This is a genomic window from Mesorhizobium sp. CNPSo 4661 (assembly GCF_057784215.1).
In genome coordinates this window covers 197,311-222,169 of sequence record NZ_JBWGIO010000012.1, presented here as the reverse complement: position 1 = coordinate 222,169, position 24,859 = coordinate 197,311, and the positions used below count along the sequence as shown (strand labels likewise).

Genomic DNA, 24,859 nt, shown 5'->3' with positions numbered 1-24,859 from the left:
GTCGCCCAAAAGCGCGAAGCGGCTTTGGGATAACGACATGGATGACCCGCAACCGACCATAGATGGCGATCTCGTGCGCCGGCTGGTCGATACGCAGTCCCCTGAATGGAGGCATCTGCCGGTCAGCCCGGTCGCTTTCGGCGGCTGGGACAACCGCACATTTCATCTTGGCGACACCAACCAGGCCGAGGTGGAAAGGCAGCGCCAAGTGATCGGCGAGGTGCTGGCGGATCACGGGCGCCGGGCTTGAGGACAGCATGCACGGCGTGCGTCAGATGAAAGCGTCTGACCCTGCTTCTTCCCGCGCCCGCAGCACATGCTTCTGGATCTTGCCCGAGGCCGTGCGTGGCAGGGCGTCCAACGGACAGAAGGTCTTGGGCACCTTGTAACGGGCGATGCGCGCGGCGCAGTGGCTGGCAAGCGCCATCGCATCGAGGGGACGGCCCGGCTTCATCACCACATAGGCGCGGCCGACCTCACCCCACTGCGCGTCGGCTACGCCGATCACCGCAACCTCGGCAATGTCGGGATGATCGAGCAAGGCTGCCTCTGCTTCGGCCGGGTAGACATTTTCGCCACCTGAGATGAACATGTCCTTGCGACGGTCGATGAGGGTGACGAAACCGTCCTCGTCCATGCGGCCGATATCGCCAGTGCGAAACCAGCCATCGGCGCTGAAGGCGTTCGCCGTCTCGTTGGCGCGGTTCCAATAGCCCGGGGTGACGTTTGGACCCGCGATCCAGAGTTCGCCCGGCTCGCCCGGTGCCACATCGCGTTCGTCAGCGCCAACAAGGCGCATCGAAAGCATGGGGGCCGCCAGTCCTGCCGATCCTGCTTTCGCGGCGATCACCTGCGGGTCGATCGGCATGCCGAGAACCGTACCTGCTTCCGTCATGCCGTAGCCGTCGACCATCAGGATGCCCTGATCGAGCCACCAGCGGATGTTGGCGGCCGGATTTGGCGCGCCGCCGGTGAATAGCGCGGTGAGCGACGTCCAGCGGGAGGGGGCGAAATCCGCTTGCTCCCTCAGCATTTTCGCCATTTGCGGCACGCAGAAATAGTGCGTCACCCCGAGTTCGGGGTCGGCGAGGCGCCTGTTCGTCACACCGGCATCGAAGCCGGGGGAAATCAGCACCGTCGCCCCTTGCAGCAAGGGCGGCCGCAAGCTGGTGATCAGCCCGATCACGTGAAACATCGGAGTATCGCACAGAAAGACGCTGCGATTGCCTACCCGCCCCAGCACGCCGAAGTTGATCGCCGTTGCGAGCGCGTTCCGCTCGGTGAGGATGACCCCTTTGGAGCGTCCCGACGTGCCGGATGTGTAAAGGATGATCGACGTCGCATCGACCGAGGGCAGGGCACGGCGAGGCGCTGGCGGTGCCGCGACGATGTCGGCAGCAAAGGCGCCGACGGTGGCGCAACCTTGCCGCGGCGCCTGCCATGGCGCTGTTTCGTCGCGGACGAGCAGGGCCGGCTCGCAATCGTCGAGGACGGCCAGCTGCTCTGCCGATGAGAGCCGCCAGTTGACCGGCACGAAGATCGCGCCGATCCGCATGGCTGCCTGCTGCAGGATCAAAAGGTCCGCGCTGTTGCGCGCGATCGCTGCGATCCGCTGTCCCGCCGTGAGGCCGTATCCGTCGGTCAGGACCGTGATGGCGCTCTGGATCGCCGCATCCAGCGCCGCATAGGTCCAGCGGCGGTCCGTCGCCAGATCGACGCAGGCAAGGCGGTCGGGTTGCGACCGGGCGTAAAGCGCCACGGGATCCGGGGTCGTCCAGTGCGGCATCGGCATCTCCTCCCCAGTGCCGGTCAGTCCTGCTTGGGTGCCTGGCTCCTGTCATAGGCGCCTAGCCCCGGCTTGTAGCTCTTCTCGTCGATGAACTGCCGAATGCCTTCCTTGCGGCCGTTATTGTCGTGGAAGTTCGCCGCTTCCTGAGCCCGCACAAGATAGTCCTCGGCATTGTCATAGGTCATCTCGGCAACGCGGCGGATGGCGTCCTTCGTCGCCTTGAGCGCAACCGGATTCTTGTTCAGCAGCATTTTTGCCACCGCACTCACGCGCGCCTTCAGATCTGCCGCAGGCAGGCTCTCATTGACAAGCTTCCATTCGGCCGCCTTCTTGCCGCCGATCAATTCGCCGGTCAGTGCGTGATACATCGCGTCGCGCATCGACAGCAACTCGACGACCACCTTGGTCGCCCCGCCGCCGGGCAGGATACCCCAATTGATCTCGGAAAGAGCGAACTGGGCTTCGTCAGCGGCGAAGGCGAGATCGCAGGCAAAGAGCGGACCATAGCCGCCGCCAAAGCACCAGCCATTGACCATTGCAATGGTTGGCTTCTGGTACCAGCGCAGGCGACGCCACCAGCCATAGGCCTCGGCCTGAGCGCGGCGCACCGCGCCAAACCCCTTGGCTTCGGTCTCGCGGAAATATTCCTTGAGGTCCATTCCAGCCGACCAGGCGCTTCCTTCGCCCGAAAGCACCAGAACGCCAACATCGTCGCGGAACTCCAACTCGTCCAAAACCTCCATCATGCGGCGGTTGAGAGCCGGGCTCATGCAATTGCGCTTTTCCGGCCGGTTGAAACGTACCCAGGCGATACCGCTTTCCACGTCGAAGGCGACAGTCTCGATGGCAGAAGTCATTTGGCTTTTTCCCGTACAGTCTGTCCGTTCATCCGCTTTGACTGCGGGAACGCGTTCGTTGCCAATTCGGCGCGCGTAAGCGGGCGAGCGACGCCCGCTTTCGATTTGCAGAAAAGGCCGGGGGAAATCGCTGAATGCTGCACTGCCGGCTCCTCCCTGCCTTGCGCCAATTCGCTATGTCAGATAGCATTATTGCTATGGCACATAGCATGTTATTGCTATCTGTCATAGTCTTTTTTCTTGACGGGGAGCACCCTCGCGGCGAAACGGTAACGCATGGAAAAGATTGAGAGTCGGGAAAAATCCACAGCCGAGAGACGCGCCCTCGACACATTGGTTGGTTATAATCTGCGCCGTGCCTCGGTCGTCATGCTCAACGATTTCGAGGTTGAGTTCGCCGAAGTGCCGCTGCGTCCGACGACCTTTGCGATGCTGGCGACGGTGGATGAGAATCCCGGCATCAGTTCCGCCGATCTTGGCCGCTTGCTCGGCATCAAAAGCGCCAACATGGCGCCGTTGATTGCGGAACTGGCTAACCGCGGGCTGATCGAGCGCCGCGGCCATGCGGAGGACAAGCGGGTGCAGATCCTGTTCCTGACGGCCGAAGCGCGCAATGCCATGCCGAAATGGCGCCAGCAGGCGCTGAGACATGAGGAGAGGGTTCTTCTCGACCTGACAAGGAGTGAGCGCGCCACGCTGCTGCGCCTGCTGCGCCGCGTCTGGATCGGCAAGGGAGGCTGAGATTGTTATGCAATAGTTGTGGCGCCCTTGATTTCGGGCGCCGCAATCATTTGCGGGCGGCAGATCGGCCGGCCCTTGGCCTTATCTTGATTTCATCGCGCAACGGGTGAATAGCTCCCTTCCATGGAATGGCGCGACGAGGGAATCGTTCTCGGCACCCGCAAGCATGGCGAAACCAGCGCCATCCTCGAGGTGATGACGCGCGCGCATGGCCGCCATCTCGGCCTTGTGCGGGGAGGGCGCTCGCGCAGGCAGCAGCCGGTGCTGCAGCCCGGCAACCGCGTCGACCTCCTGTGGCGGGCACGGCTCGACGAGCATCTGGGCGTCTTCCAGGCCGAGGCGATCGAGATGAACGCGGCTCGGCTGATGGACAGCGCGGTCGCCGTCTACGGCCTGCAGACCATGGCCGCGCATCTCAGGCTCCTGCCGGAGCGCGACGCCCATGGCGGTCTCTATGAGGCGCTTGCCGTGATGATCTCCCATCTGGGCGATGCCGATGCGGCGGGCGAGCTGGTCGCACGCTTCGAGCTGCTCATCCTCGATGAACTGGGCTTCGGCCTCGACCTCAGCCAATGCGCGGCGACCGGCACCAGGCAGGATCTCGCCTATGTCTCGCCGAAATCCGGACGCGCGGTGTCGCGCGAAGCGGGTGCCGCCTGGCACGACAAGATGCTGGCGCTGCCGGCCTTCCTGCAGCGCGGCTCAGGCCTGCGCGCCGACGCGGCATCGCTCGAGGACGCGTTCCGGCTGAGCGGCTTCTTCTTCACCCGCCATGTCTACGAGCCGCGCGGACTCGAACCGCCCGACGCCCGCGCCGGCTTCCTCGCCGCGCTGCGGAGGCATCATGCGGCGGTGAAGGCGATTGCGGGCGAAGCAGGATAGCAAGGCAAGCGCCTGATGCATGTCGCCCAAAAGTGCGAAGCGGTTTGGGAGAAAGACATGCCTCAGCGCGTCGCCTGTTCCGTTCGGCGCGGCGCGCTTTAATCCGCGCCGCGTCGCTCCAGGAAATCGTCGAGCATGGCGCGCTGGCCCTTGAGTATCTTGAGGCCGGCCTCGGGCAATGAAAACCAGCCGGCTCGATCCACCTCGGGGAATTCCTTCATGCGTCCCGATTTCGGCGGCCACTCCATGCTGAACATGTTGCTCCTGATGGCATCCGCATCGATGTCCGCTTCGACACTCCACGCGATGACGATCTTGCCGCCTGGCTGCTTGTAGCTGCCGAGCGGCCGGAAATCGCCGTCGACGGCGACGCCGAGCTCCTCTTCGGCTTCCCGTTTGGCGGCTTCGAGCTCATCCTCCTGGTCGCCGATCAGCCCCTTCGGGATCGACCACGCGCCTTCATCCTTTCTTGCCCAGAACGGCCCGCCTGGATGGACGAGCAGGAATTCGAACACACCGGCAATGCGCCTGTGGATCAGCAGGCCCGCGCTTTTCTGCGGCATCGGTCACCTCGCGGCATTTCTTCGCTCGCGCGAGAATAGCACGAGTATTTCGCGGCAGAGGTTACGCCATCTCGCCTGCAATGCCGGCAGCCTCGGCATGGGATAAGCCGGCAAGTTGCTGGCAATCGGCGCCGAAACATGCTCGATCTTGTTAGTCGGCCCGATCTAGTTAGTCGGCAAGACGCTGATCTGCACCAGCCGTCTCATTGCCGCATTTGTTGGCCACGTCTGGTCTGGTTTTGAGGGAAACCACCATGTTTTTCAGCCTGATCGCCATTGCCGCCGTCATAGCTCTTTTCGTCATCGTCTCACGACAGCAGAACCGCATCGCACTGGTCGAGCGCGAGCTCGGCGTCCTGCGCGGCCTGGTGCAGTCGGGCGCTTCGCTGTCCGCGCCGAAGACAGCCGGTGCGGCGCAGGGAGCTCTTCCCGAGGAGGCCAAGGCAGCCGTGGCGCCTGCCGCGCCGTTGGCTGACGGCGCGGGCGAAGACATCGCCGCGAAGCACGAGGCGGCCGAAGCGGAGGCAGCGGCAGGACCCTGGACGAAGGCCCAGGCGGCCGCGGCGCAATCCGCCGGGCCGTCCGAACCGGCGCAACCCGTTTCCACCACCGAGACGCCCGGAGCAGAGCCGCCCGCGCCCGCCAAGGCGGCGCGCCAGAGCGATGTCGAGACGGCGCTGGGCACGCGCTGGGCGGTATGGGTCGGCGGCATCGCGCTGGCGTTGGGCGGCCTGTTCCTAATCCGCTACACCATCGAGACCGGTATCTTCGGCCCCGGCGTGCGCCTCGCCATGGCCGGCATCCTCGGCCTGGTGCTGATTGCCGGCGCCGAATTCATCCGCCGCACCGGCTTCAAGGTACCGGTGCAAGGCGCTGCCAGCGCCTACATCCCCGCGATTCTGACCGGGGCGGGCGCGTTCATCCTGTTCGGCACGGTCTACGCGGCGCACGGCATCTATGGCTTCATCGGCCCGGCGACGGCCTTCGCGTTGCTCGGCGTTATCGGCGTTGCGACCATTGGCGCTTCGCTCCTGCATGGCCTGGCGCTGGCCGGCATCGGCCTCGTCGGCGCCATGGTCACGCCGGCGCTGGTCGCCTCGGAGGCACCCAATCCCTGGGCCTTGTTCGTGTATCTGGCGATCGTGCTCGCCGCCACGGCGGCAATCGCCCGCATCCGTGACTGGAAGGCGTTGGTCGCCGCGGCTTTCGCCGGCACCGGTATCTGGACCATTCTCTACATGGTCGACGCGCCGGAGGTGAACCTCGCCGCCGTTCTGTTCATCAGCCTGGCGACGCTTGCCGTGCTTGCCTTGGTCTGGCTCGGCCTTTTCTTGGTTACTGGCCGCGACGCCGCCGAACGCGGCTTCGACTGGCCCTCGATCGTGCCCGGCTTCTTCATCGCCTTGAGCGCGCTCGGCCTGTCCGTCGATCCGGCCTTTGCCAGCGCCGGCGATGCCTTGCACGGCGCGGTCCTCCTGGCCGCGCTGGCCGCGGCGGCGCTCTACCGGCCGCGCGCGCTTCCGCTGGTCTTCGCGGCGGGCATTGCGACCGTGCTGATCTATCTCAGCATCATCCCACCCGCCACGATCGGCGCCGATGCGCTCGATGTCGGGTTGGACGCTCAACCCCTGGCGTCGTCCGACACGCTGACTTTCCGCATCGGCATCGCGCTTGGCCTGATCTTCCTCGCGGCCGGCTTCTGGGCGGCACGCCGCTTTGCGGCAACTGTTCCGGTGCGCGCGGCCTGCTGGGCGGCCTGGGGCGTCATTGCACCGCTGGTGGTGCTCGCCGCGCTGTGGCTCACCTTCGGCGATATCGACCGCGATTTCGGCTACGCGATGCCGGCGCTGTTGCTGACACTGGTCTTCGCCGCCGGCGGCGAGTGGATCGCGCGCGCCGAGGAGCCGCCGCTGAGTGGCGGCCCGGCCGTGTCCTTCGCCCTTGCCGGCGCCGGCATCGCCGGCCTGCTGATGCTGCACATGGCCTTCGGCTCCGGCTGGACGACAGTGCTGCTCGGCGCCGCCGCGATCATTCCGGCGCTGGCCACGCGCTGGCGCTCTTACCCAGTGCTGGGCTGGATCGGGGTGGGCGCCGCGGTCGCTGTGCTCGGCCGCGTCGCTTTCGATCCGACCATCGTCGGCGCGGCGCTTCTGTCGAGCACGCCGGTCTTCAACTGGCTGCTGCCTGGCTATGGCGTGCCGGCGCTCGCCTTCGGCTTCGCCGCCTGGCAGCTTGCCCGCACCACCAACGGCCGGCCGCGCCTTGCCATGGAGGCAGCCTCGGCGCTGTTCGCGCTGCTCACCATCGCCATGCTGGTGCGCCACGCCATGCATGGCGGCGTCATCGACACCGGCACGGTGACGCTTGCCGAGCAGGCGATCTACACGCTGATCGCGCTCGGCGCCGGCGCGATCCTTGTCGCCATCGACATGCGCTCGCCGAGCTCGGTCCTGCGCTATGGCTCGATGGCCGCCGGCGTGGTGTCGGCAGGCTTGATCGCGGTTCAGCATTTCGTGGTGCTGAACCCGCTGCTGACGGACGAGTCGACCGGCAAGATCCCGGTCTTCAATCTCCTGTTCCTCGCCTATCTGCTGCCTGCCATCGCCGCCGGCGCGCTCGCGCTCTATGTCCGCGACAAGCGTCCGCGATGGTACGCGGCGATGCTGGCGCTGATCGCCGCGCTGCTTGCCTTCGCCTATGCCACGCTCTCGGTGCGCCGCCTGTTCAAGGGCGAGTTCATCGCCTTGTGGAGCGGGCTCGGCCAGCTCGAGACCTACACCTACTCGGCGCTCTGGCTGGTCATCGGCGTGGCGCTGCTCACCGCCGGCGTCTTGCTGAAATCGCAGGTGCTGCGCATCGCCTCCGCCGTGCTGATCGCGGTCGCGGTGGTGAAGGTCTTCCTCTTCGACATGTCGGAACTGGAAGGCGTGCTGCGCGCGCTCTCCTTCATCGGCCTGGGCGCCGTGCTGATCGGCATCGGCCTGTTCTACCAGCGACTGCTGACGAGAGCGGCGAAAGCGGGGTGAGAGGCTTGGGCTTCCTGGACCTCTGTTGCTATTTCCGCGCAACGCCGCGCAGGCGGCGCTGTTCGGCTGCCTCTTTGATGAGGCCGGCAATCTTGCGAACGAATGCCGGACTGAAAGAACCGATCGGCTTTGTCGTCACGAGGTCGTAAGCTTCGTCAGTCCGCACACGGTTGTACTCGTCGAGGATCAGCCATGACGGAAAATCGAGGCCGCCCCTGCGGCACTCGATCTCACTGATGGCAATAGACGTGCGGGTCGGGCTGGGCTGCTGCGAGGTGAGTGGAAACAGGTACAGCGCCGCGGGCGTCGTCGGCGTTCGGACTACGACGCAGACGGGTCGCGCTTTGCGGCCTGATTCTTCACCGGCGTCAGCCTGCCGCGCCCATAGATAGTAATAACGAAGCAGGTCGCCGGGCTTAAACATCCGGTCCATCGTCTCTTATGATGGCTTCCAATCCCGACGTCAGTTCATCGTGGACCGCGTCAGGCGCATTCTCGAGCGTGTAGGCGGCATGAGACGAACCAACGAGTTGCCGGTATTGCCTGGCCGAAAGTATGACCAGTTTCTCCTTGCCGCGTTTTGTCAGGGCGACAGGCTCGATCATCGCCGTTTCGAGGATCTCGCCCGATGCGCGGTTCATGTCTGAAAAGGTGAATTGCTTCATGGGAGTGCCTCATACGTAACATACCTATTATACCTATTATACCTATGTTACGTAATCAAACAATCAATCTCGCGCGATTTCGAGCCGGGAATAAATCGCCATTCGCCAGCGTTATTCTCGTGCTTGGGTAATCGCAGCGGTTCGGCCGTTTCGCGCTGACTGCTTGCACCGCGCCGGGAAGGCGCGTTCTATCGGGATGGAAAGCGACCTCGAAACAAAGCGGTCATGGACGACAAGAAGGCAGCGATCCTGAGCGAAATACCGCGGCTGCGGCGCTATGCGCGCTCGCTGCTGCGCGACCGCGATTCCGCCGACGATCTGGTCCAGGATTGCCTGGAGCGGGCGCTTGTGCGGCTCGACAACTGGCAGACTGGAGAGAGCCCCCGGAGGTGGCTGTTTACGATCATGCATCACTTGTTCATCGACCAGATGCGCAAGGTCAACCGGCGCGGCGAGGCGGCGATGCTGCCTCTCGAAGCCGGTGAGGCCCAGTCCGCGCCCGCCGATCAGGTCGAGACCATCGCCTCGCGCGAGATCCTGGATGCCTTGCAGGCGATCAGCCCCGATCGCCGCGCGGCCTTGGTGATGGTCGCCATCGAGGGCTTTTCCTATGCCGAGGCCGCCAACATCCTCGGCGTGCCGGCCGGCACGCTGATGTCGCGCATCGCGCGCGGCCGCGAGGAATTGCGAGGCCTGCTCGAGGACACATCGCGGCGCCGCTCGATAAGGATCGTCGAGAAATGACCCGCCGCGATTTTTCCGAACGCGATATCCACATGGCCCTCGACGGCGAGCTGCCGGGTGAGGAGCGCATGGCTTATGACGCCTGGCTCGAGGCCAATCCCGAGATGAAGGCGAGGTCAGCGCGCTACATCGCCGATCGCGCCGCAATGCGAGCCGCCCTCGCGGGCGTGATGGACGAGCCGGTGCCGGCGAGGCTGCGGCAGGCAGTGCTTGGCGACGCGCCCATGAAGGCGCCGGCCTGGCGTTCGCGCTGGTGGCTGTCGGCTGCTGCCGCCGTGATGCTCGCTGTCGGCGGCTTGGGCGGCTATGTCGCCGGCGTCGACAGCATCGCCCGTGGTGGTGGCGACGACGACCAGCTCGCCGAGCAGGCGATCGCCGCCCATGTCATCTACGCCGCTGAGAAGCGCCATGCCGTTGAGGTCCCGGCGAGCGACAAGGACCATCTCCAGACCTGGCTGTCGAACAGTGTCGGGCTGAAGCTGGTTGCGCCCGACCTGGCGGCCGAGGGGTTCGAGCTGGTCGGCGGTCGGCTGCTGCCCGCCGGTGAGCAAGGCAAGGCGGCGATGCTTCTCTACGAGGACGCCAAGGGCGAGCGCATCTCGCTCTTCGTCACCGCCGAATCGGCCCAAACATCGAAGGGCACCTATGCGGCCGAGGCGGGTGGACCGCAGGCGGTCTACTGGCTCGACAAAGGCTATGCCTGCGCCGTCGTCGGCTCGTTGCCGCCGGAGCGGCTGTCGGATGTCGCAAAGAGCGCCTATGGCCAGCTCCTAGCCGGCATATCGAGCTGAACCGGCTGCGTTTTTCGGCGCCGGCAGTCCTTCGAACGGCAGTTCTGTTCAAGCGCCTGGCCCTTCCTGCCGTGGCGGAAACAGTCACAATTCGGCCCTAATCAAGGAGCGATAGCGCTTGATGAATGCTGGCGCTTCGGTCAGTGTTCGCAACGCATCCACCGGGGCCGTTTCTTAAACCCAATCGAGGTTCTCCCAAGCCCGCATGCCTGCCGAGATTCGCAAGGCCCGCGCGTCAGACGTCGATGACCTCGCCGCCATCGAGAAGGCCGTTTTTCCGGGCGACAGGCTCTCGCGCCGCTCTTTCCGCCAATTCATCGAACGTGAAACCGCCGAGATGCTGGTGGCCGAGAATGAGGGCCGTGTCGCCGGCTATGCCGTGGTGCTGTTTCGCAAGGGAAGCGGCGTCGCGCGGCTCTATTCCATCGCCGTCGGTCCGTTCTTCGCCCGGCTTGGCATCGGCCGCCTTCTGCTGGCTGCCGCCGAGGAAGCGGCCTTCGAGCACGACCGGCTGCTGCTTCGCCTCGAAGTGCGCGAAGACAACGATCGCGCCATCCGTGTCTACGAGCAGGCCGGCTATCGAAAACTGGGTCGCGAGCCCGACTATTACGAGGATGGCGCGACGGCGCTGCGCTATGAAAAGACGCTGCGCGGCGACACCCCGACCGCGACCAAGGTGCCGTTCTATCAGCAGACCTGCGAGTTCACCTGCGGCCCGTGCTGTCTGATGATGGCGATGGCCAATTTCGACAGTGGCTTCGTGCCGGACCCGGTCATGGAGATCCGCCTGTGGCGCGAGGCGACCACGGTCTTCATGATGTCCGGCCCTGGCGGCTGCGAGCCTTTCGGCCTGGCGGTCGCCGGCTACGAGAGCGGGCTAGCCGCCGAGATCTTCGTCTCCTTCTACGGCGCGTTGTTCCTGCAGTCGGTGCGGAGCGAGGACAAGCGCCGGGTGATGGAACTAGCCCAGGTCGATTTCCGTCGCCGCGCCGAGCTCTACGGCATTCCCGTCAACTACCGTCCATTCGGCATCGACGATATCCGCCAAGCCCTTGCCGAGGGCAAGTTGGTGGTGGTGCTGATCAGCGGCTTCCTTATGTTCGGCAAGAAGGTGCCGCATTGGGTGCTGGCCATCGGCGACGATGGCGACCATATCCTGATCCACGATCCCTGGGTCGAGGATGAAAGACAGGAAACGATCCTCGATGCCGCAAACATTCCGGTGCCTTACGACATCTTCATGAACATGGCGCAGTTCGGCCGCGACGGCCTGCGCGCAGCTATCACTCTGGGAAAACGCTGAGACAATGACCTGGGTTATTCTGACAGGCAGGCAGAACGACATCGATCAGGTGGCCACACCCCACAAGATCATCACCAACCGCGACTATCTCGCGCATCCGGCACTGTTCCGCGGCCAGCGGCCGAAGGTGATCAACCTGTCGAACAATTACGGCTACCAGAGCCGCGGCTACTACGCCTCGCTGCTGGCCGGCTCGCGCGGCCACAGGGTGATCCCGACCGTCGAGACCATGATCGACCTGTCGGAGCGCAAGCTCTACGAGCACGCGCTGCCGGAGCTCGAGCTGGCCTTGAACAAATGCAGGAAGGACCTCGGCGGGACTTTCCCGGCCAAGGTCGCGATCTTCTTCGGCATCGGCCCGTCGAAAGTCTGGGACCGTTTCGCCAAGCTGTTGTTCGACTGGTTCCGCGCGCCGGCGCTCGAGGTCCATATCAAGGACAGCGCCGAATGGGCCTCGATCCGCAAGATCGGCTTCCTGCCGCTTGCCCGCATGACCGAGAGCGAGGAAGAGTTCTTCCTGCAATGCCTGGACACCTACACCAACCGCGAGTGGCGCGACACCAAGGGTCGCACGCCGGCGCGTTATACATTCGCGACGCTGGTCGACCCGCATGAGGAACTGCCGCCGTCGGAAATCTCCTCGCTGCGCTACTGGGCGAGGATCGCCGAGAAGATGGGCGTCGAAGTCGAGCCGATCACCAGGAAGGACCTCGCCAAGCTCGCCAATTACGACGCGCTGTTCATCCGCGAGACCACGTCGATCTCCAATCACACCTACCGCTTCGCGCGCCGCGCCCAGCAGGAGGGCATGCCGGTGATCGACGATCCGCTGTCGATGATCCGCTGCACCAACAAGGTCTATCTCAACGAGCTGATGACCTACAACAAGGTGCCGGTGCCGCCGACAGTGATGATCGCCGGCACGTCCGACTTCGAAGTGGCGGCGCAGACGCTAGGTTTTCCCCTGGTGCTGAAGATTCCGGATTCGTCCTTCTCGCGCGGCGTCAAGAAATGCGAGAACATGGCGGAGCTGACCAAGCTTGCGACCGAATGGCTGGAAGATTCCGATCTGCTGATCGCGCAGAAATTCATTCCGACCGAATATGACTGGCGCGTCGGCGTGCTCGGCGGCCAGCCGCTTTTTGCCGTGCACTATCTGATGGCGAAGAAGCACTGGCAGATCGTCAACCACAAGGCCAGCGGCAAGCCCGACCAGGGCGGGATCAAGACATTCACGCTGAAGCAGACGCCGCCGCATGTCGTCGAGACGGCGGTCAAGGCCGCAAAATGCATCGGCGACGGGCTCTACGGCGTCGACCTCAAGGAGACCAAGGACGGGGTCTTCGTCATCGAGGTCAACGACAATCCCAATCTCGACCACGGCTGGGAGGATTCCGGCGAGAAGGACGAGCTCTGGGTGCGGCTGACGCAGTGGTTCCTGGAACGCCTGGAGAGGCCGGATAAGTAGCGGCCGGAGAAGCGGAATTGAGGAACTGGGGAATTGAAGAATTGAGGAACTGATGAACTGAAGACGGATGGCTCCGATAGCCGCTCCATTCTTCAATTCCCCAGTTCCTCAACTCTCCAATTCTAGTTTGTTCGAACTGAGGGAAAAGAAATGCTGTTCTTCGTGATCGAGGACTTCCACGGCGCGGACCGCAAGGAAATCTACCGCCGCTTCCGCGACAAGGGCCGGCTGAAGCCCGACGAACTCGTCGTGCATCACAGCTGGATCGCGGGTGACATGAGCCGCTGCTTCATGCTGGTGGAAGCCGATGACGCGACGGTGCTGCAGCGCTGGGTCATCGAATGGGCGGATCTGGTCGAGTTCGAGATCGTTCCCGTGGCCAGCAGCAAGGACATGGTCGCCGCGCTGGCCGGACATCTTTGAAAAAGATCGGCAAGCGGAAGTAAACCGGTGCGCCGTCATCGTATATCTTTTCGATGATCGGCTGGGCTAGCGGGTGCAATGCGGCGCCTGCCTGTTTTCAGGGCCAGTTCACTGCGACTATAACAAGTCAGCTTTCGAGCCTTTTCCTTAGCCGCTTCCTTAGAAATTCCACGAGCAGTTTGAGGCATTCAACTCGTTTGTTTTGCTCAGGGTAGTAGATGTAAAATGGTGGCAGGTCTTGGGCGTATGGCTCAAGGAATGTTTGCAGATTACCGACCTTGAGATGTTCTTCCACCGACACCCGCATGGACCATCCAATTCCGTGTCCGTCTCGCGCCGCTTGAATGACGCCCGCAGCGGAATCGAAAATCAGTCGCGCTGCTGGGTCTATGCCTTTGTCTTGTCCATCCTCTGAAATCCGCCATTCGCGCAGGTTTCCAGATGCAGGTTGACTTTGCCGGATGCATCGATGGTGCAGAAGCTCACGAGGGCGTTTAGGGGTGCCTTGGGTTTGGAGGTATGACGGCGCGGCAAAGAATGCCGACTTCACCGGCGAGGTGACGCGGATGGCGACCATGTCTGGGACGAGCATGTCGCCCAAACGGATACCGCCATGAATTCCATGGCGATTAATATCCACCAATTCGTCATTCCACGAAATGTTCAGGTTGATGCCGGGGTGCTCATCGAGGAAATCTCCCAACACAGGCGCCAGGACTGTGACGTAGGCCTCCCATGACAAGCTCAGCCGCAAAGTCCCTGTTGTGGACCGGGCCATTTCTTTGGCTTTTTTGACCGCATAAGTCAGGTCGCGAAGGGCAGGGGCGGCGGCGTCGAACAAGACCTTTCCGGCCTCCGTCAGTTCGATGCTGCGGGTTGTGCGGACCAACAAGTCAATTCCCAGCCGGTCTTCCAGCGCTTTCAGCTGCAGAGTAACGGCGGGCGGGCCCACGCCGAGGGCATCTGCCGCTGCACGCATCGACCCTTCGCGGACGACAGCCAGAAAAACTTCAATTCCGTGGATCGGTACGCGCTCCATAATTTAAAAATACTAAATTGTGAGTTCAATATGCAAGGCATAATCAAATCGTCATCCATGCGGCAATTGTTGGAGGCGTGTGATTTCAGCAAGGGGCGAAAAATTGACAGCTGCGGTTGAACTCCGACCACAAAACATCGCGCGTGGTATTTCGCTGATTATCGCAGCGGCCTTCACAATCTCCGTCCAAGACGTCATTTTCAAGCTCTTCAGCGGTGAACTAACCCTCTGGCAAATATTCTCCCTGCGTGGCGTCTTGGTTGTCCCAATGCTCTTTGCAGCCCTTTGGGCGCATGGGGCGCATCGGGGCATCCTGGAGGCCGCCTTGGGTAAATGGCCGCTTCTGCGGTCTATGTTTATTACGGCCAGCTTGTTGGCTTTCTATGCGGCGCTTCCATTCTTAAGCTTATCGACCGTCGGAGCAGCCAACTACATCGCTCCTATTTTTATAACGTTGCTGTCCGCATATGCGATCAGAGAGCCGGTTGGCCCGCTGGGATGGCTGGGGGTTTGCCTCGGATTTGCGGGCGTCGTGGTTTTGCTGCAGCCGGGAACTGACGCTTTTTCGCCATGGGCACTGCTTCCAATTGTTGGGGCTGCTTCCTACGCCCTGGCGCATATCACGACACGGGCGAGGTGCCAGAACGTCCCCGTTGCAGCTCTGTCGCTGTCACAGAATATCGTCATGTTGCTGGCTGGGACAGTTGTCAGCGTGTTGATGCTTTGGCTCCAACCGCAAGGCACATTTGCGGACGCCCATCCCTACATTTTTGGCGCCTGGTCAAAAGTCGGTCTGAACGACTGGCTCGTGCTGACGCTGCTTGCCGGATTTGCGATTATCAATGGTATGTTGCTGGGAGGGGTTTATCAGACTGCACCGCCTGCCGTCGTTTCAACATTCGAGTACAGCTATTTGGTATTTGTCACGGTTTGGGACATTTTGTTCTTTGGGATAGCGCCCAGCGTGACTTCTGTCTCAGGCATGGTCTTGATTGTAGTGGCAGGATTGCTGGTGCTGCGCCGCAAGGCGAAGTGAGGACAAAAGCGGTGCTGTCATCGTAATTCCGTAAATCGGTCCTCGGAGCACTGGGTGCCGAGAGCCGGCGATCCGACGGCGCGCCGGCATTCCGCGATCAGCCATTCGCGGAACGCCGCCACGATATCGCGCCTCGCGCTGCGTTCGGGGATTGTGAGGCAATAGGGTTGGCGCAGTTCCAAGGATTTCGGGGCAGCCCGCACCAGCTTGCCATCCTCCAGCGCCCGGGCGCAATAGATGCCTTGCGCCAGCGCCACGCCCAGTCCTGAGATGGCAAGATCGAGCGCTGCCCGCGACGAGTTGGCCGAAAGGCCACGCTGTGCCGCGCGGCCGGGCTCGCTTCCCGCCGCCTCGAACCAGTTGCGCCAGGATGGGAAGGACGCGCCCGTCGGTCCCCAGTCGGTGTGAATGAGCGGCGGGCCGGCGAGGCCGTCGGATCCGGTCGCGCCGGCCAGCGTCGGCGCGCAGACGGGATAGACGGCGTCCCTGACGATCTCCTCGGTCGGATGCTCGCGATAGTGCGGGCCGTAGGAGAGGCGGATGTCGATCAATTCATGATCGAACGGTACCGGGTCGTCGTCTCCTCTCAGCGATATGTCGGCGGCGCCGTGGGAAGCAACAAAATGGGCGATGCGCTCGGAAAGCCAGCCCATCGCCATGGAGGGTGGCACCGAAACGACGAGCCTTGGCCGGAACGCATCGCCGCCGACATCGCGGGCGACGCTGCCGATCTCGCGGAAGGCCATGCTGAGCCGCGGCAGCATCTCCACCCCGGCCTCGGTCAGCACCGTGCGCCGGTTGACCCGATGGAACAGCTTTCGTCCCATCTGCTCCTCGACGGTACGGATAAGCTGGCTGACGGCCGCAGCCGAAATCGACAGTTCCTCCGCCGCCGCCGCGAAGCTGCCTGTGCGCGCCGCCGCTTCGAAGGCCTGAAGTCCGCGCAAGGAGGGAAGAGCGACCATGGCAATCCGAAAGATAAGGTTACCTTATCTATTTCGCAGAAATCCTCGTTTTTCGAAAGGTTTCTTTCTGGGTATCGTGGTTTCATGAACGCAATCGACCACGACACAGCCATCGACCATCGCTCCGTGATAGCCTCGCTGACGAATGAGGAGCGTAGCCGGCTGACCGGCAAATCGGACGGGCCAGGCCTTGTCCAGTTCGCGCTCCATCTCGGCGCGATCATCGTCCTTGGCGCCCTGATCGCAGCCAAGGTGCCGTTCTGGCCGGTGCTGATGCTGCCGCAAGGCGTCCTGATCGTCTTCCTGTTCACGCTGCTGCACGAAACGGTGCACAGGACGGCGTTCGAAACGCAGAGGCTGAACGATATCGTCGCGCGCTTCTGCAGCCTGGCGATCGCGCTGCCGGCCGATTGGTTCCGCTACTTCCACTTCGCCCATCATCGCTTCACCCAGGACCCCGAGAACGATCCGGAGCTCGCCTTTCCGAAGCCCGAGACATTGCGGCAATACATCGTCCACGTCTCTGGCCTCCCTGTATGGTGGGGCCATTTCAAGACGCTCTACGCCAACGCAATGGGGCGCTGCCGCGACAGCTATGTGCCGCCAAAGGGCCTGCCGAAGGTGAAGGCCGAGGCGCGGGCGATGATCGCCTTCTATGTCGTCCTGTTCGCGCTTGCGGTCTGGTTCAAGGCATCGGTGCTGCTCTATGTCTGGATCGTGCCGGCGCTGCTTGGCCAGCCGTTCCTCCGGCTTTATCTGCTGGCCGAGCACGGCCGTTGTCCCTTCGTCGCCAACATGCTGGAAAACACCCGCACGACGTTGACCAACTGGTTCGTGCGCAAGCTTGCCTGGAACATGCCCTACCATGCCGAGCACCACGCCTATCCCGGCGTGCCTTTCCACCAACTGCCGCAATTCCACAGGCTGATCGAGCGGCACCTCAAGGTGGTCGAGCCAGGCTATGTCAGCTTCCATGAGAAGTATATCGGGACACTCAACTGACCGCGCTTGATGTCGGGAAATCCGGCTTCAGCCCGATTGGCGCAGCAGCGCCTGCGCGCGCAGCAGACGGTTCACCTCGGCGGCCTTGGCCGGCATGCCGATCAGATAGCCTTGGGCTTCGCCGCAGCCGGCCTTGCGAAGCATGTCGAGCTGCGCTTCGGTCTCCACACCCTCGGCGGTGACGGTGATGCCGAGCTCGGCGCCGAGCCCGATCACGGTGCGCACGATCGCCGCCGTGTCGCGCTTGTCGAGATCGCTGGTGAAGGAGCGGTCGATCTTGATCTTGTCGACGGGGAAACGCCGGAGGTAGCCGAGCGAGGAATAGCCGGTGCCGAAATCGTCGAGCGCGATGCGCACGCCGAGACCGCGCAACTGGCTCAGCGTCTTCAGCACCGCGTCGCTCTCGTCCATCATCACCGTTTCGGTGATTTCGAGCTCGAGGCGGTTGGCCGGCAGGCCGGAAAAGGCAAGCGCCGCGATCACGCTGCGGGCGAAGCCGCCGTTCTTGATCTGCGCGGCCGAGACATTGACGGCCATGCGCATGTCCGGCGGCCAGTTCGCTGCCACGTTACAGGCCTTGCGCAACGCCCAGTCGCCGAGCTGCACGATCAATCCGGTTTCCTCGGCGACGGCTATGAAGTTCTCCGGCGACACCAGGCCGCGCGACGGCGAGCGCCACCGCATCAGGGCTTCGGCGCCGACAATTCTGCCGGAGCCGATGTCGAGGATCGGCTGGAAATCGAGCTCGAACTCGCGCCTGGAGAGTGCTGCCTCGAGCTCGGCCTCAAGCGCCCGGCGCTCGCGCATCAGGGCATCCATGCCCGGCTCGAAGAAGCGATAGACATTGCGTCCTTCGCTCTTGCCCCGGTAGAGCGCCATGTCGGCGTTGGTGAGCAGCGTGTCGGCATCGTGCCCGTCGCCGGGATAGAGCGCGATGCCCAGGCTCACGCCCACATGCATTTCGCGCCCCTTGTCGCGATAAGGCTTGCCGACGATCTCGACGATGCGCTTGGCGAGCTTTTCGGCGTCGGCGACGCTCCCGATGCCGAATTGGATGATGGCGAACTCGTCGCCGCCAAAGCGTGCCACCACGTCCTTGCTGCTGCGCACGGAATGCTGCAGCCGCTTGGCGACGCATTGCAGCAGCCAGTCTCCGGCCGGGTGGCCGAACGTGTCGTTGACGGCCTTGAAGCGGTCGAGATCGAGCGAGAGGATCGCCAGCGGCTTGGCCTCGCCAAGCGCCTGGTCCAGCCGATCGCGAAACATCGAGCGGTTGGGCAGGTTGGTCAGCGTGTCGTGATGCGCAAGATGCGTCATGCGCTCCTCGGCGCGCCGGCGCTCGGTGACGTCCTCGAAAGTCGCAACCCAGCCCCCGTCGGTCAGCGGCCGCCGCAAGACGAACAGCGTTCGGCCGTCGACCAGCTCGCGGTAGCTCGAGTGCGACTGGCCGGCATCCAGGCTGGCCTTCGTCTTCCCGACCTCGACGTCGATTTCGACCGGCGCGAAGATGCCGAGGCGAATGAGTTTGTCCAGCATCTGGCGATGCGTCATGCCGAGCGCGAAATCCGACGCCTTGGCGTTGCACAGGTCCAGAAAGCGCTGGTTGCGTACGATGAGCCGGCCCGCGGCGCTGTACATCAGCAGGCCTTGCGACATGTTGGCCAACGCGGCGTCGAAGCGGCGGTGCTGCTCCTTCAGTTCCGCCTCGGCGCGCCGCTCCTCGGTCACATCCTCGTAGATCGACACCCAGCCGCCGACGGCGATCGGCCGGTGCGAAATGACGATGATGCGCCCGTCCGACAGGACTTCCTCATAGGTCGAAGCCTTGGCGCCGTCGATATACGGCTTGCGGATGGCATAAAGCTCGCTCGCGCTCTGCGAGGCGATGCCGATGTCGACGCTGTGCTGCAGGATGTCGAAGAAAGGAATGCCGGGCTTCACCACCTTGGCGTCCAGGCTGAAGATGTCGAGGTAGTTGTGGTTGCAGATGATCATCCGCTCATCGGCGTCGAACATGCACAGGCCATGCGACATGTTCTCGACAGCCGCCGCGAAGCGCTCGTTCTGAGCCCGCAATTCTTCGGCGATCCGCCGCACCGGACCAATGCCGGCCGTTTTTCGCCTGCCGGCGACCGAACCAGTCTTGACATGTGCGCCGGGCATGAGCACGCCTTCGGACCGTGACCGAACGCAATACTGTCGCGGTCGCCGGTTAATTTAGCGTTCTTCTATGTGGTTGAATTCACGGCTTGCGAAGACTGGCGCCTGGCTTCCAGCGTCTTGAAACGCTTGAGAAAAGCCGTTTGCGCCCAGGTCACGGATTTTGGCGTGAAGTCGAAGCGGTCGGCGGAGAAGCCGCGCGGTCGCCCGAAATACTCGGTCGCCTCCGCGGTCGAAAAGCCGGCCAGCAGCGTCGCCTCGTAATAGGCGGCGATCTGGTCGGCGCGCTTGATGTCCTTGAGCAGGGAGGCGGTGAGTTCCGCCGGCAGCGAGAAACGAAGATGGATGGCGCGCTGCAAGCGCAGCTCGCAATCCTTGTAGGAACCGCCCATCACCGACTTGAACGGCGAGATCATATCGCCGATGACATATTCGGGCGCGTCGTGCAGCAGCGCGGCGAGCCTCGCCTCTGCTGTGGCCTCCGGCGACAGCTCGCCATAGAGCGCCTCGACCAGCAGCGAGTGCTGCGCGACGGAGAAAGCATGGTCGCCGCTGGTCTGGCCGTTCCAGCGGGCGACGCGGGCAAGCCCATGCGCGATATCGGCGATCTCGATGTCGAGCGGCGAGGGGTCGAGCAGGTCGAGCCGACGGCCCGAAAGCATGCGTTGCCAGGCGCGCGGCGGCGCGCCGGCCCGGTCGGCCGCCATCAGGCCTCCTCCGCGCTGATCGCATCCTGCGGGAAGGCGAACTTCGCCCAGCCGGGAATGGCGAGCGTTACCGGAACCTCGCCCGCCATGACCGCCTCGCCGGCATCGATCGCCGCCTTGACGCGGTCGATGCGGGCGATGGCAAGACCGGTCCGGCCGTCGACAGACCCAAGTGTGCCCACCGGTCGGCCAGCGACGGTGAGCTCGGTCCCGGCCGCAGGCAGGGGGCTATCGGCCGACGCGATCAGCACACGGCGCCGCGCGGTGCCGCGATGCTGCATGCGCGAGACCACTTCCTGGCCGACATAGCAGCCCTTCTTGAAGCCGACGCCACCCGTCTCGTCGAGCAGCACGTCATGCGGAAAGGCATCGCCGAGCTGGTAGTCGGAACCGCTCTCGGCGATGCCGTTGCCGATGCGCAGCGCCAGCCAGGCATTCCGATCGCAGCCCTCCTTTGCCTCGCCTCCATAAGCGCGCCTCACCGCCACGTCGCGGAAGCGCGTGTCGGCGAGCGCCGTTGAATCAGAAAATGAGGCGGTTGAATCATCGCCCCACGCGACCGTGACAAGCGCCTGATCCTGCTTGGCAATATCGGCCTTCGCCCTTAGCCGGTAAAGCATCAGCCGGCGTATGAAATCGTCGGCGATATCGGCTCGGCATTCGAGGCGAAAACCATTCTCGCCGGCGCGGGAGATGAGAAAATCGAACAGGATCTTGCCCTGCGGCGAAAGCAACGCGCCCGGCTTTGCCTGGTCGGGGCCGAGCGCGTCGAGATCGGTGGTGAGGATGTTCTGCAGGAAATGCTCGGCATCGGGGCCGGAAACGGAAATGAGCGCGCGGTCTTTGAGCTGGGCAAAGGGCATGGGTGTGAAATCGGCCTGATCTTGCAAAACGTTCGGCCATTACGTAAGCCGGCCACACTCCCCCCGCAAGAGATTGGACCTGCCATGGCAACCACCTTCGACCTCATCCTGACAGGCGGCATCGTGGTCAACCATGACGGCGAGGGCCGGCGCGACATCGGCGTGAAGGATGGGCGCATCGCGCGGATCGGCGATCTCGGCCAGGCTTCAGCCGGCGAAACCATCGACTGCGCGGGCCTGCACATCCTGCCGGGCGTTGTCGACAGCCAGGTGCATTTCCGCGAACCGGGGCTGGAGCACAAGGAGGATCTGGAGACCGGATCCCGCGCCGCGGTGCTGGGCGGCGTCACCGCCGTCTTCGAAATGCCCAACACCAACCCTTTGACCACCAGCGAGGCAGCACTTGCCGACAAGGTGCGCCGCGCCACCGGGCGCATGCATTGCGATTTCGCATTCTGGGTCGGCGGCACGCGCGACAATGCCGGCGATGTCGGCGAACTGGAGCGGCTGCCGGGCGCCGCCGGCATAAAAGTGTTCATGGGCTCGTCCACCGGCGACCTTCTGGTCGAGGACGACGAAGGCGTCGCCTCGATCCTGCGTAACACCCGCCGCCGCTCCGCCTTCCACTCCGAGGACGAGTTCCGCCTGCGCGAACGGCTCGGCGAGCGCATCGAGGGCGATCCGTCGTCGCATCCCGTCTGGCGCGACGAGATCGCGGCGCTGCGCTGCACGGAGCGGCTGGTGCGTATCGCGAGGCAGACGCGCGCGCGCATCCATGTGCTGCACATCTCGACGGCCGAGGAGATCGTCTTCTTACAACAGCACAAGGATGTCGCGACCTGCGAGGCGACGCCCCATCACCTGACGCTTAGCGCCGACGACTATGCCAGGCTCGGCACACTGATCCAGATGAACCCGCCGGTGCGGGCCTCGCGTCACCGCGACGGCGTCTGGCACGGCATTTCGCAGGGCATCGTCGATGTTCTTGGCTCCGACCACGCGCCGCACACGCTGGCCGAGAAGGCGAAGACCTATCCGGCCTCGCCGTCCGGCATGACCGGCGTGCAGACGCTGGTGCCGATCATGCTCGATCATGTCAACGCAGGCCGGCTCACGCTGCAGCGCTTCGTCGACCTTTCCAGCCATGGTCCGCAGCGCATTTTCGGCATGGCCAGGAAAGGCCGCATCGCCGCCGGCTACGATGCCGACTTCACCATCGTCGACATGAAGCGGCGCGAGACCATCACCAACGTGCAGGCAGGCTCCAAGGCCGGCTGGACACCCTATGATGGCAGGGAGGTCACCGGCTGGCCGGTCGGCACCGTCGTGCGCGGCACGCGCGTCATGTGGGAAGGCGAGATCGTGACGCCCGGCCAAGGCAGGGCGGTGGAGTTTTCCGAGGCGCTGCCGGCCTAATCCCGCCGAAAATTGGATTTGTTAAGCGCTCTGCATTATCTTGAGCGCCATGACCGCGAATATTGGGCCAATCATTCCTGCGGAGTTTCCTGAGCTCCAGGCACTCGCCTGGAACCGCGATGTCACGCGCCCCATCCCGGCCGAAGAAGTGTTTGCGCTTTATGAGCGCAACTGGCGCTTTGTCGATCAAAAGCGCCTTACGGCTCGTGAGAAACTGCTTATTGCGAAACTAGCCGACGAATTCGGCCACGGTATCCTTCTGACCACGTCGTGATAATCCATCTTTCTGTCCTCGATGCGCGCACCGCTGCGCCCGACGGAATATTGCGGGTAGAGATCATGAAGGCGTTCGAAAAACCGGAGCACAGGATAATTGCCGAAGCCCTCGGACTGATGGATCGTGACTTTCTGACGGCCAATCAGTGCTGGTTTGGCGGAGGCACAGCCATTGTCATGAAGCTTGGCGAGTATCGTCGGTCGCTGGATCTGGATTTCCTTTGCGCCGACGCCGGCGGCTATCGCGAGCTGCGAACACAAGCATCGGAACTCGGCGTTCGGGCTTTTTTCCCTGAATCCGTCGATGCCATCCGGGATTTCCAGATCGACCAGTACGGCCTGAGGACCGTTGTGAGGCTCAAAGGGCAACCGATCCGGTTCGAAGTCGTCCGGGAAGGCCGCATCGATTTGCGCGGTCATTTCGACGAGGATTTGGGGGTACCGGCGCTCGTTCCTGCGGACATGTTTGCTGAGAAGCTGCTGGCGAATGCCGATCGATGCCAGGATCGTGCCGTCGCATATCGCGATGCCTTCGATCTTGGGATGCTGGTCAAGGCGTATGGGCAGATGCCGACTAAGGCCCTCGACAAGGCACAAGCCGCCTATGGCTCCGACATCGAACGCAAAATCGCCTGGGTCGTGGCCAAACTCCGGGACCAGAGCGAATTGCGCGACGCAGCCGAAGCCTTGCAAATGGACCCCGTCTTGGGAACCGATGCCATTTCGGCCCTGCGAAACGAAGCGGCTCGGATATGGCCGCAGGCCGGTAAGCGATAGGTTTCGGGCCTAATCCCCGGCGACGAAGAACAGCCACTGGCCCGTCGGGGTGATGCCGACGCGATAGAAGATGTAGGCGCCGAACTGCTTCATGTCGTCATAGTCGCTTGCGGTGACCAGCTTGAACAATTCGACGCGTTGCCTGGGATCGAGCTTGTCGAGCGGCAGCGCGAAGAAATACGGCCAGACATAGAGTTCCTGCGGCGTTCCGGTGTCGACATGGACATAGCCGGCCGAAAGCACCTCTTCCAGGATGGCGAGGATTTCCTGGCCGTCGCCGTCGCCCGAGAGGCTTTTCAGGAAGGTGATCGGGTCGCCGTCGATGTCGCCCAGCGACAGTTGCGTCATGGAATCGCCCTTGCCGATCAGCGCTCTGAGCTTTTCGATGTCGCCGGTCCGACAGGCTTCGATGATCAGCCCATGCATGCGCTTGACCGGTTCGGGAAGCGTGTTGAGGTCATAGACGACCGCAGGTGGCGGTGCGTCCGGATCGGCGCGCGGGCTGGTGATGCCGCCATTGGCGGGCGGCGTCTTCGGCTCCGATTTGTCCGTGTCATCGGCAGGCTGGTCCGAGGGCTTGGTGCCGGGCGCCTCCGGCATCGGCACGGTAGCCCCGGGCGTGGCGCCGTCGCCATTGGCGGGCGGGGTCACCGGGGAAGGCAGGTCCTCGCGCTGGATCTCGCTCAGCGCGTAGGAAGGCGTGCTGGTGAGGCACAGAGGCAGCGCCAGGCAGGAAGCGGCGACCAGGATGCTGAGGGTCAGTCCGCGCGGCCGGCCCGACATCGAAAATCTCACCGCTTGCCTCTCCATGGTACCCGGGTTCGGCCCGGCCGGCGCTCCGAATGTCCGAGCGCATGGGCATGATGCCCAAATGGCGTGTCGCCGTCAAAAAGTCATGGTCAAAAAGTCGTTGTCGAAACGGGTGGTTAGTGCTTCAGCCGTTCCGGCTCGAACGCGCCGGCAATTACCTTTTCCCGCATGCGGTCGAGCAGCGCGAGCGCCGAGGTCTCGCCATTGGCGCGCAACATCTCGCCGAAAGCGGTCTCAAGCGCCGCTTCGGCGATGATCTCAGGTTCGATGCCGGCCGACAGGCCCTCGGCCCACGCTTCGCTGTGGCTTTCCACGGCGGTCAGCCGCTTTTCTTCCCTGACCAACGCGTCGATGTCGCTGACACCATGTTCCATTGCGATGTCCACCTTCCGCAAGCGGCGATCCGATAGTGGACCTAGCTTGACCTGTCAGTTCGTCCGCAGCCTCATTTAAGTCTTTGTAAATACGACATTTTTACGGTCGAAATCTACATTTCGGGTGAGATTGCGCTCAATCGGTTTCGAGCTTAGCCGATTAGACCGGCTTGGGGCATCAA

Annotated in this window: 26 protein-coding genes; 14 read left to right on the top strand and 12 right to left on the bottom strand. The window is 63.4% G+C overall.

Going from position 1 to position 24,859, the window contains the following annotated elements:
• Positions 1-37 precede the first annotated feature (37 nt).
• A complete protein-coding gene (locus AC0YKC_RS19925; RefSeq protein ID WP_488512246.1) occupies positions 38-250 on the top strand; it encodes a hypothetical protein in 213 nt (70 codons plus the stop codon).
• 21 nt (positions 251-271) lie between these two features.
• Here the strand turns inward: AC0YKC_RS19925 and AC0YKC_RS19920 are convergent, their stop codons facing one another.
• Both AC0YKC_RS19920 and AC0YKC_RS19915 read right to left on the bottom strand, forming a co-directional pair.
• Complete coding sequence (locus AC0YKC_RS19920) at positions 272-1,792, bottom strand: AMP-binding protein (protein ID WP_488512245.1); 1,521 nt, start codon at positions 1,790-1,792, stop codon at positions 272-274.
• Between the two features lie 17 nt (positions 1,793-1,809).
• Complete coding sequence (locus AC0YKC_RS19915) at positions 1,810-2,646, bottom strand: p-hydroxycinnamoyl CoA hydratase/lyase (protein ID WP_488512244.1); 837 nt, start codon at positions 2,644-2,646, stop codon at positions 1,810-1,812.
• A gap of 276 nt (positions 2,647-2,922) precedes the next feature.
• On the opposite strand from AC0YKC_RS19915, the gene AC0YKC_RS19910 reads away from it, so the two are divergent.
• Together AC0YKC_RS19910 and recO are read left to right on the top strand one after the other, a co-directional pair.
• Positions 2,923-3,387, top strand: coding sequence for a MarR family winged helix-turn-helix transcriptional regulator (locus tag AC0YKC_RS19910; protein WP_434721854.1), 465 nt, complete (start codon positions 2,923-2,925; stop codon positions 3,385-3,387).
• Between the two features lie 123 nt (positions 3,388-3,510).
• Positions 3,511-4,269: a DNA repair protein RecO gene (recO, locus tag AC0YKC_RS19905; protein WP_488512243.1), complete on the top strand. Its 759-nt coding sequence runs from the start codon at positions 3,511-3,513 to the stop codon at positions 4,267-4,269.
• Between the two features lie 98 nt (positions 4,270-4,367).
• Here recO and AC0YKC_RS19900 read toward each other — a convergent pair whose 3' ends face one another.
• Positions 4,368-4,832 (bottom strand): NUDIX hydrolase, encoded by a 465-nt coding sequence (locus tag AC0YKC_RS19900; RefSeq protein ID WP_488512242.1) that lies wholly within the window; start codon positions 4,830-4,832, stop codon positions 4,368-4,370.
• Between the two features lie 254 nt (positions 4,833-5,086).
• Between AC0YKC_RS19900 and AC0YKC_RS19895 the strand changes: the two genes are divergently transcribed.
• Complete coding sequence (locus tag AC0YKC_RS19895; RefSeq protein WP_488512241.1) at positions 5,087-7,858, top strand: DUF2339 domain-containing protein; 2,772 nt, start codon at positions 5,087-5,089, stop codon at positions 7,856-7,858.
• A gap of 28 nt (positions 7,859-7,886) precedes the next feature.
• On the opposite strand, the gene AC0YKC_RS19890 is transcribed toward AC0YKC_RS19895, so the two are convergent.
• Both AC0YKC_RS19890 and AC0YKC_RS19885 read right to left on the bottom strand, forming a co-directional pair.
• Complete coding sequence (locus tag AC0YKC_RS19890) at positions 7,887-8,282, bottom strand: hypothetical protein (RefSeq protein WP_488512240.1); 396 nt, start codon at positions 8,280-8,282, stop codon at positions 7,887-7,889.
• Positions 8,275-8,523 carry a type II toxin-antitoxin system prevent-host-death family antitoxin gene (locus tag AC0YKC_RS19885; RefSeq protein WP_488512239.1) on the bottom strand — a complete coding sequence of 83 codons (249 nt, stop codon included), beginning with the start codon at positions 8,521-8,523 and terminating at the stop codon, positions 8,275-8,277. The genes AC0YKC_RS19890 and AC0YKC_RS19885 overlap by 8 nt, the downstream gene beginning before the upstream one ends.
• A 225-nt stretch (positions 8,524-8,748) precedes the next feature.
• On the opposite strand from AC0YKC_RS19885, the gene AC0YKC_RS19880 reads away from it, so the two are divergent.
• The 5 genes from AC0YKC_RS19880 to AC0YKC_RS19860 all read left to right on the top strand — a co-directional run bounded on the left by AC0YKC_RS19880 (position 8,749) and on the right by AC0YKC_RS19860 (position 13,252).
• Complete coding sequence (locus AC0YKC_RS19880) at positions 8,749-9,267, top strand: RNA polymerase sigma factor (protein WP_320294976.1); 519 nt, start codon at positions 8,749-8,751, stop codon at positions 9,265-9,267.
• Positions 9,264-10,058: an anti-sigma factor family protein gene (locus AC0YKC_RS19875; protein ID WP_434721859.1), complete on the top strand. Its 795-nt coding sequence runs from the start codon at positions 9,264-9,266 to the stop codon at positions 10,056-10,058. Before AC0YKC_RS19880 ends, AC0YKC_RS19875 begins: the two co-directional genes overlap by 4 nt.
• Before the next feature lie 205 nt (positions 10,059-10,263).
• Entirely contained in the window at positions 10,264-11,361 is a 1,098-nt protein-coding gene (locus tag AC0YKC_RS19870; protein WP_434721860.1) for a peptidase C39 family protein, read from the top strand.
• A 4-nt stretch (positions 11,362-11,365) separates the two neighbouring features.
• Positions 11,366-12,829 carry a RimK family ATP-grasp domain-containing protein gene (locus AC0YKC_RS19865; RefSeq protein ID WP_320294979.1) on the top strand — a complete coding sequence of 488 codons (1,464 nt, stop codon included), beginning with the start codon at positions 11,366-11,368 and terminating at the stop codon, positions 12,827-12,829.
• Positions 12,830-12,979: 150 nt separating this feature from the next.
• The gene (locus tag AC0YKC_RS19860; RefSeq protein ID WP_434721861.1) at positions 12,980-13,252 is read left to right on the top strand and encodes a DUF3303 domain-containing protein; all 273 of its coding nucleotides are present in this window, start codon (positions 12,980-12,982) and stop codon (positions 13,250-13,252) included.
• Between the two features lie 127 nt (positions 13,253-13,379).
• On the opposite strand, the gene AC0YKC_RS19855 is transcribed toward AC0YKC_RS19860, so the two are convergent.
• A complete protein-coding gene (locus AC0YKC_RS19855; RefSeq protein ID WP_488512238.1) occupies positions 13,380-14,291 on the bottom strand; it encodes a LysR family transcriptional regulator in 912 nt (303 codons plus the stop codon).
• Between the two features lie 103 nt (positions 14,292-14,394).
• On the opposite strand from AC0YKC_RS19855, the gene AC0YKC_RS19850 reads away from it, so the two are divergent.
• Positions 14,395-15,327: a DMT family transporter gene (locus tag AC0YKC_RS19850; RefSeq protein WP_488512237.1), complete on the top strand. Its 933-nt coding sequence runs from the start codon at positions 14,395-14,397 to the stop codon at positions 15,325-15,327.
• A gap of 17 nt (positions 15,328-15,344) precedes the next feature.
• On the opposite strand, the gene AC0YKC_RS19845 is transcribed toward AC0YKC_RS19850, so the two are convergent.
• Complete coding sequence (locus AC0YKC_RS19845) at positions 15,345-16,292, bottom strand: LysR substrate-binding domain-containing protein (RefSeq protein WP_434721864.1); 948 nt, start codon at positions 16,290-16,292, stop codon at positions 15,345-15,347.
• Positions 16,293-16,403: 111 nt separating this feature from the next.
• On the opposite strand from AC0YKC_RS19845, the gene AC0YKC_RS19840 reads away from it, so the two are divergent.
• The gene (locus AC0YKC_RS19840; protein ID WP_434725686.1) at positions 16,404-17,294 is read left to right on the top strand and encodes a fatty acid desaturase family protein; all 891 of its coding nucleotides are present in this window, start codon (positions 16,404-16,406) and stop codon (positions 17,292-17,294) included.
• A gap of 27 nt (positions 17,295-17,321) precedes the next feature.
• On the opposite strand, the gene AC0YKC_RS19835 is transcribed toward AC0YKC_RS19840, so the two are convergent.
• The 3 genes from AC0YKC_RS19835 to ygfZ all read right to left on the bottom strand — a co-directional run bounded on the left by AC0YKC_RS19835 (position 17,322) and on the right by ygfZ (position 21,024).
• A complete protein-coding gene (locus tag AC0YKC_RS19835) occupies positions 17,322-19,457 on the bottom strand; it encodes a putative bifunctional diguanylate cyclase/phosphodiesterase (RefSeq protein ID WP_488512236.1) in 2,136 nt (711 codons plus the stop codon).
• A 65-nt stretch (positions 19,458-19,522) separates the two neighbouring features.
• A complete protein-coding gene (locus tag AC0YKC_RS19830; protein ID WP_320294984.1) occupies positions 19,523-20,161 on the bottom strand; it encodes an HD family hydrolase in 639 nt (212 codons plus the stop codon).
• The gene (gene ygfZ, locus AC0YKC_RS19825) at positions 20,161-21,024 is read right to left on the bottom strand and encodes a CAF17-like 4Fe-4S cluster assembly/insertion protein YgfZ (RefSeq protein ID WP_488512235.1); all 864 of its coding nucleotides are present in this window, start codon (positions 21,022-21,024) and stop codon (positions 20,161-20,163) included. The genes AC0YKC_RS19830 and ygfZ overlap by 1 nt, the downstream gene beginning before the upstream one ends.
• Before the next feature lie 84 nt (positions 21,025-21,108).
• Here ygfZ and AC0YKC_RS19820 point away from each other — a divergent pair, with 84 nt between their 5' ends.
• The 3 genes from AC0YKC_RS19820 to AC0YKC_RS19810 all read left to right on the top strand — a co-directional run bounded on the left by AC0YKC_RS19820 (position 21,109) and on the right by AC0YKC_RS19810 (position 23,493).
• Positions 21,109-22,440 carry a dihydroorotase gene (locus AC0YKC_RS19820; RefSeq protein WP_488512234.1) on the top strand — a complete coding sequence of 444 codons (1,332 nt, stop codon included), beginning with the start codon at positions 21,109-21,111 and terminating at the stop codon, positions 22,438-22,440.
• Between the two features lie 49 nt (positions 22,441-22,489).
• Positions 22,490-22,714: a hypothetical protein gene (locus AC0YKC_RS19815; RefSeq protein WP_320294987.1), complete on the top strand. Its 225-nt coding sequence runs from the start codon at positions 22,490-22,492 to the stop codon at positions 22,712-22,714.
• A gap of 65 nt (positions 22,715-22,779) precedes the next feature.
• The gene (locus tag AC0YKC_RS19810) at positions 22,780-23,493 is read left to right on the top strand and encodes a nucleotidyl transferase AbiEii/AbiGii toxin family protein (RefSeq protein WP_320294988.1); all 714 of its coding nucleotides are present in this window, start codon (positions 22,780-22,782) and stop codon (positions 23,491-23,493) included.
• A gap of 9 nt (positions 23,494-23,502) precedes the next feature.
• Here the strand turns inward: AC0YKC_RS19810 and AC0YKC_RS19805 are convergent, their stop codons facing one another.
• Positions 23,503-24,288: a hypothetical protein gene (locus tag AC0YKC_RS19805; protein WP_320294989.1), complete on the bottom strand. Its 786-nt coding sequence runs from the start codon at positions 24,286-24,288 to the stop codon at positions 23,503-23,505.
• A gap of 131 nt (positions 24,289-24,419) precedes the next feature.
• Positions 24,420-24,677 (bottom strand): hypothetical protein, encoded by a 258-nt coding sequence (locus AC0YKC_RS19800; protein ID WP_040984202.1) that lies wholly within the window; start codon positions 24,675-24,677, stop codon positions 24,420-24,422.
• Positions 24,678-24,859: the final 182 nt, after the last annotated feature.

Coding starts and splice junctions, on each gene's coding strand:
- AC0YKC_RS19925 (WP_488512246.1), top strand. CDS start 38: ATGGATGACCCGCAACCGACCATAGATGGCGATCTCGTGCGCCGGCTG.
- AC0YKC_RS19920 (WP_488512245.1), bottom strand. CDS start 1,792: ATGCCGATGCCGCACTGGACGACCCCGGATCCCGTGGCGCTTTACGCC.
- AC0YKC_RS19915 (WP_488512244.1), bottom strand. CDS start 2,646: ATGACTTCTGCCATCGAGACTGTCGCCTTCGACGTGGAAAGCGGTATC.
- AC0YKC_RS19910 (WP_434721854.1), top strand. CDS start 2,923: ATGGAAAAGATTGAGAGTCGGGAAAAATCCACAGCCGAGAGACGCGCC.
- recO (WP_488512243.1), top strand. CDS start 3,511: ATGGAATGGCGCGACGAGGGAATCGTTCTCGGCACCCGCAAGCATGGC.
- AC0YKC_RS19900 (WP_488512242.1), bottom strand. CDS start 4,832: ATGCCGCAGAAAAGCGCGGGCCTGCTGATCCACAGGCGCATTGCCGGT.
- AC0YKC_RS19895 (WP_488512241.1), top strand. CDS start 5,087: ATGTTTTTCAGCCTGATCGCCATTGCCGCCGTCATAGCTCTTTTCGTC.
- AC0YKC_RS19890 (WP_488512240.1), bottom strand. CDS start 8,282: ATGTTTAAGCCCGGCGACCTGCTTCGTTATTACTATCTATGGGCGCGG.
- AC0YKC_RS19885 (WP_488512239.1), bottom strand. CDS start 8,523: ATGAAGCAATTCACCTTTTCAGACATGAACCGCGCATCGGGCGAGATC.
- AC0YKC_RS19880 (WP_320294976.1), top strand. CDS start 8,749: ATGGACGACAAGAAGGCAGCGATCCTGAGCGAAATACCGCGGCTGCGG.
- AC0YKC_RS19875 (WP_434721859.1), top strand. CDS start 9,264: ATGACCCGCCGCGATTTTTCCGAACGCGATATCCACATGGCCCTCGAC.
- AC0YKC_RS19870 (WP_434721860.1), top strand. CDS start 10,264: ATGCCTGCCGAGATTCGCAAGGCCCGCGCGTCAGACGTCGATGACCTC.
- AC0YKC_RS19865 (WP_320294979.1), top strand. CDS start 11,366: ATGACCTGGGTTATTCTGACAGGCAGGCAGAACGACATCGATCAGGTG.
- AC0YKC_RS19860 (WP_434721861.1), top strand. CDS start 12,980: ATGCTGTTCTTCGTGATCGAGGACTTCCACGGCGCGGACCGCAAGGAA.
- AC0YKC_RS19855 (WP_488512238.1), bottom strand. CDS start 14,291: ATGGAGCGCGTACCGATCCACGGAATTGAAGTTTTTCTGGCTGTCGTC.
- AC0YKC_RS19845 (WP_434721864.1), bottom strand. CDS start 16,292: ATGGTCGCTCTTCCCTCCTTGCGCGGACTTCAGGCCTTCGAAGCGGCG.
- AC0YKC_RS19835 (WP_488512236.1), bottom strand. CDS start 19,457: ATGCCCGGCGCACATGTCAAGACTGGTTCGGTCGCCGGCAGGCGAAAA.
- AC0YKC_RS19830 (WP_320294984.1), bottom strand. CDS start 20,161: ATGGCGGCCGACCGGGCCGGCGCGCCGCCGCGCGCCTGGCAACGCATG.
- ygfZ (WP_488512235.1), bottom strand. CDS start 21,024: ATGCCCTTTGCCCAGCTCAAAGACCGCGCGCTCATTTCCGTTTCCGGC.
- AC0YKC_RS19820 (WP_488512234.1), top strand. CDS start 21,109: ATGGCAACCACCTTCGACCTCATCCTGACAGGCGGCATCGTGGTCAAC.
- AC0YKC_RS19815 (WP_320294987.1), top strand. CDS start 22,490: ATGACCGCGAATATTGGGCCAATCATTCCTGCGGAGTTTCCTGAGCTC.
- AC0YKC_RS19810 (WP_320294988.1), top strand. CDS start 22,780: ATGAAGGCGTTCGAAAAACCGGAGCACAGGATAATTGCCGAAGCCCTC.
- AC0YKC_RS19800 (WP_040984202.1), bottom strand. CDS start 24,677: ATGGAACATGGTGTCAGCGACATCGACGCGTTGGTCAGGGAAGAAAAG.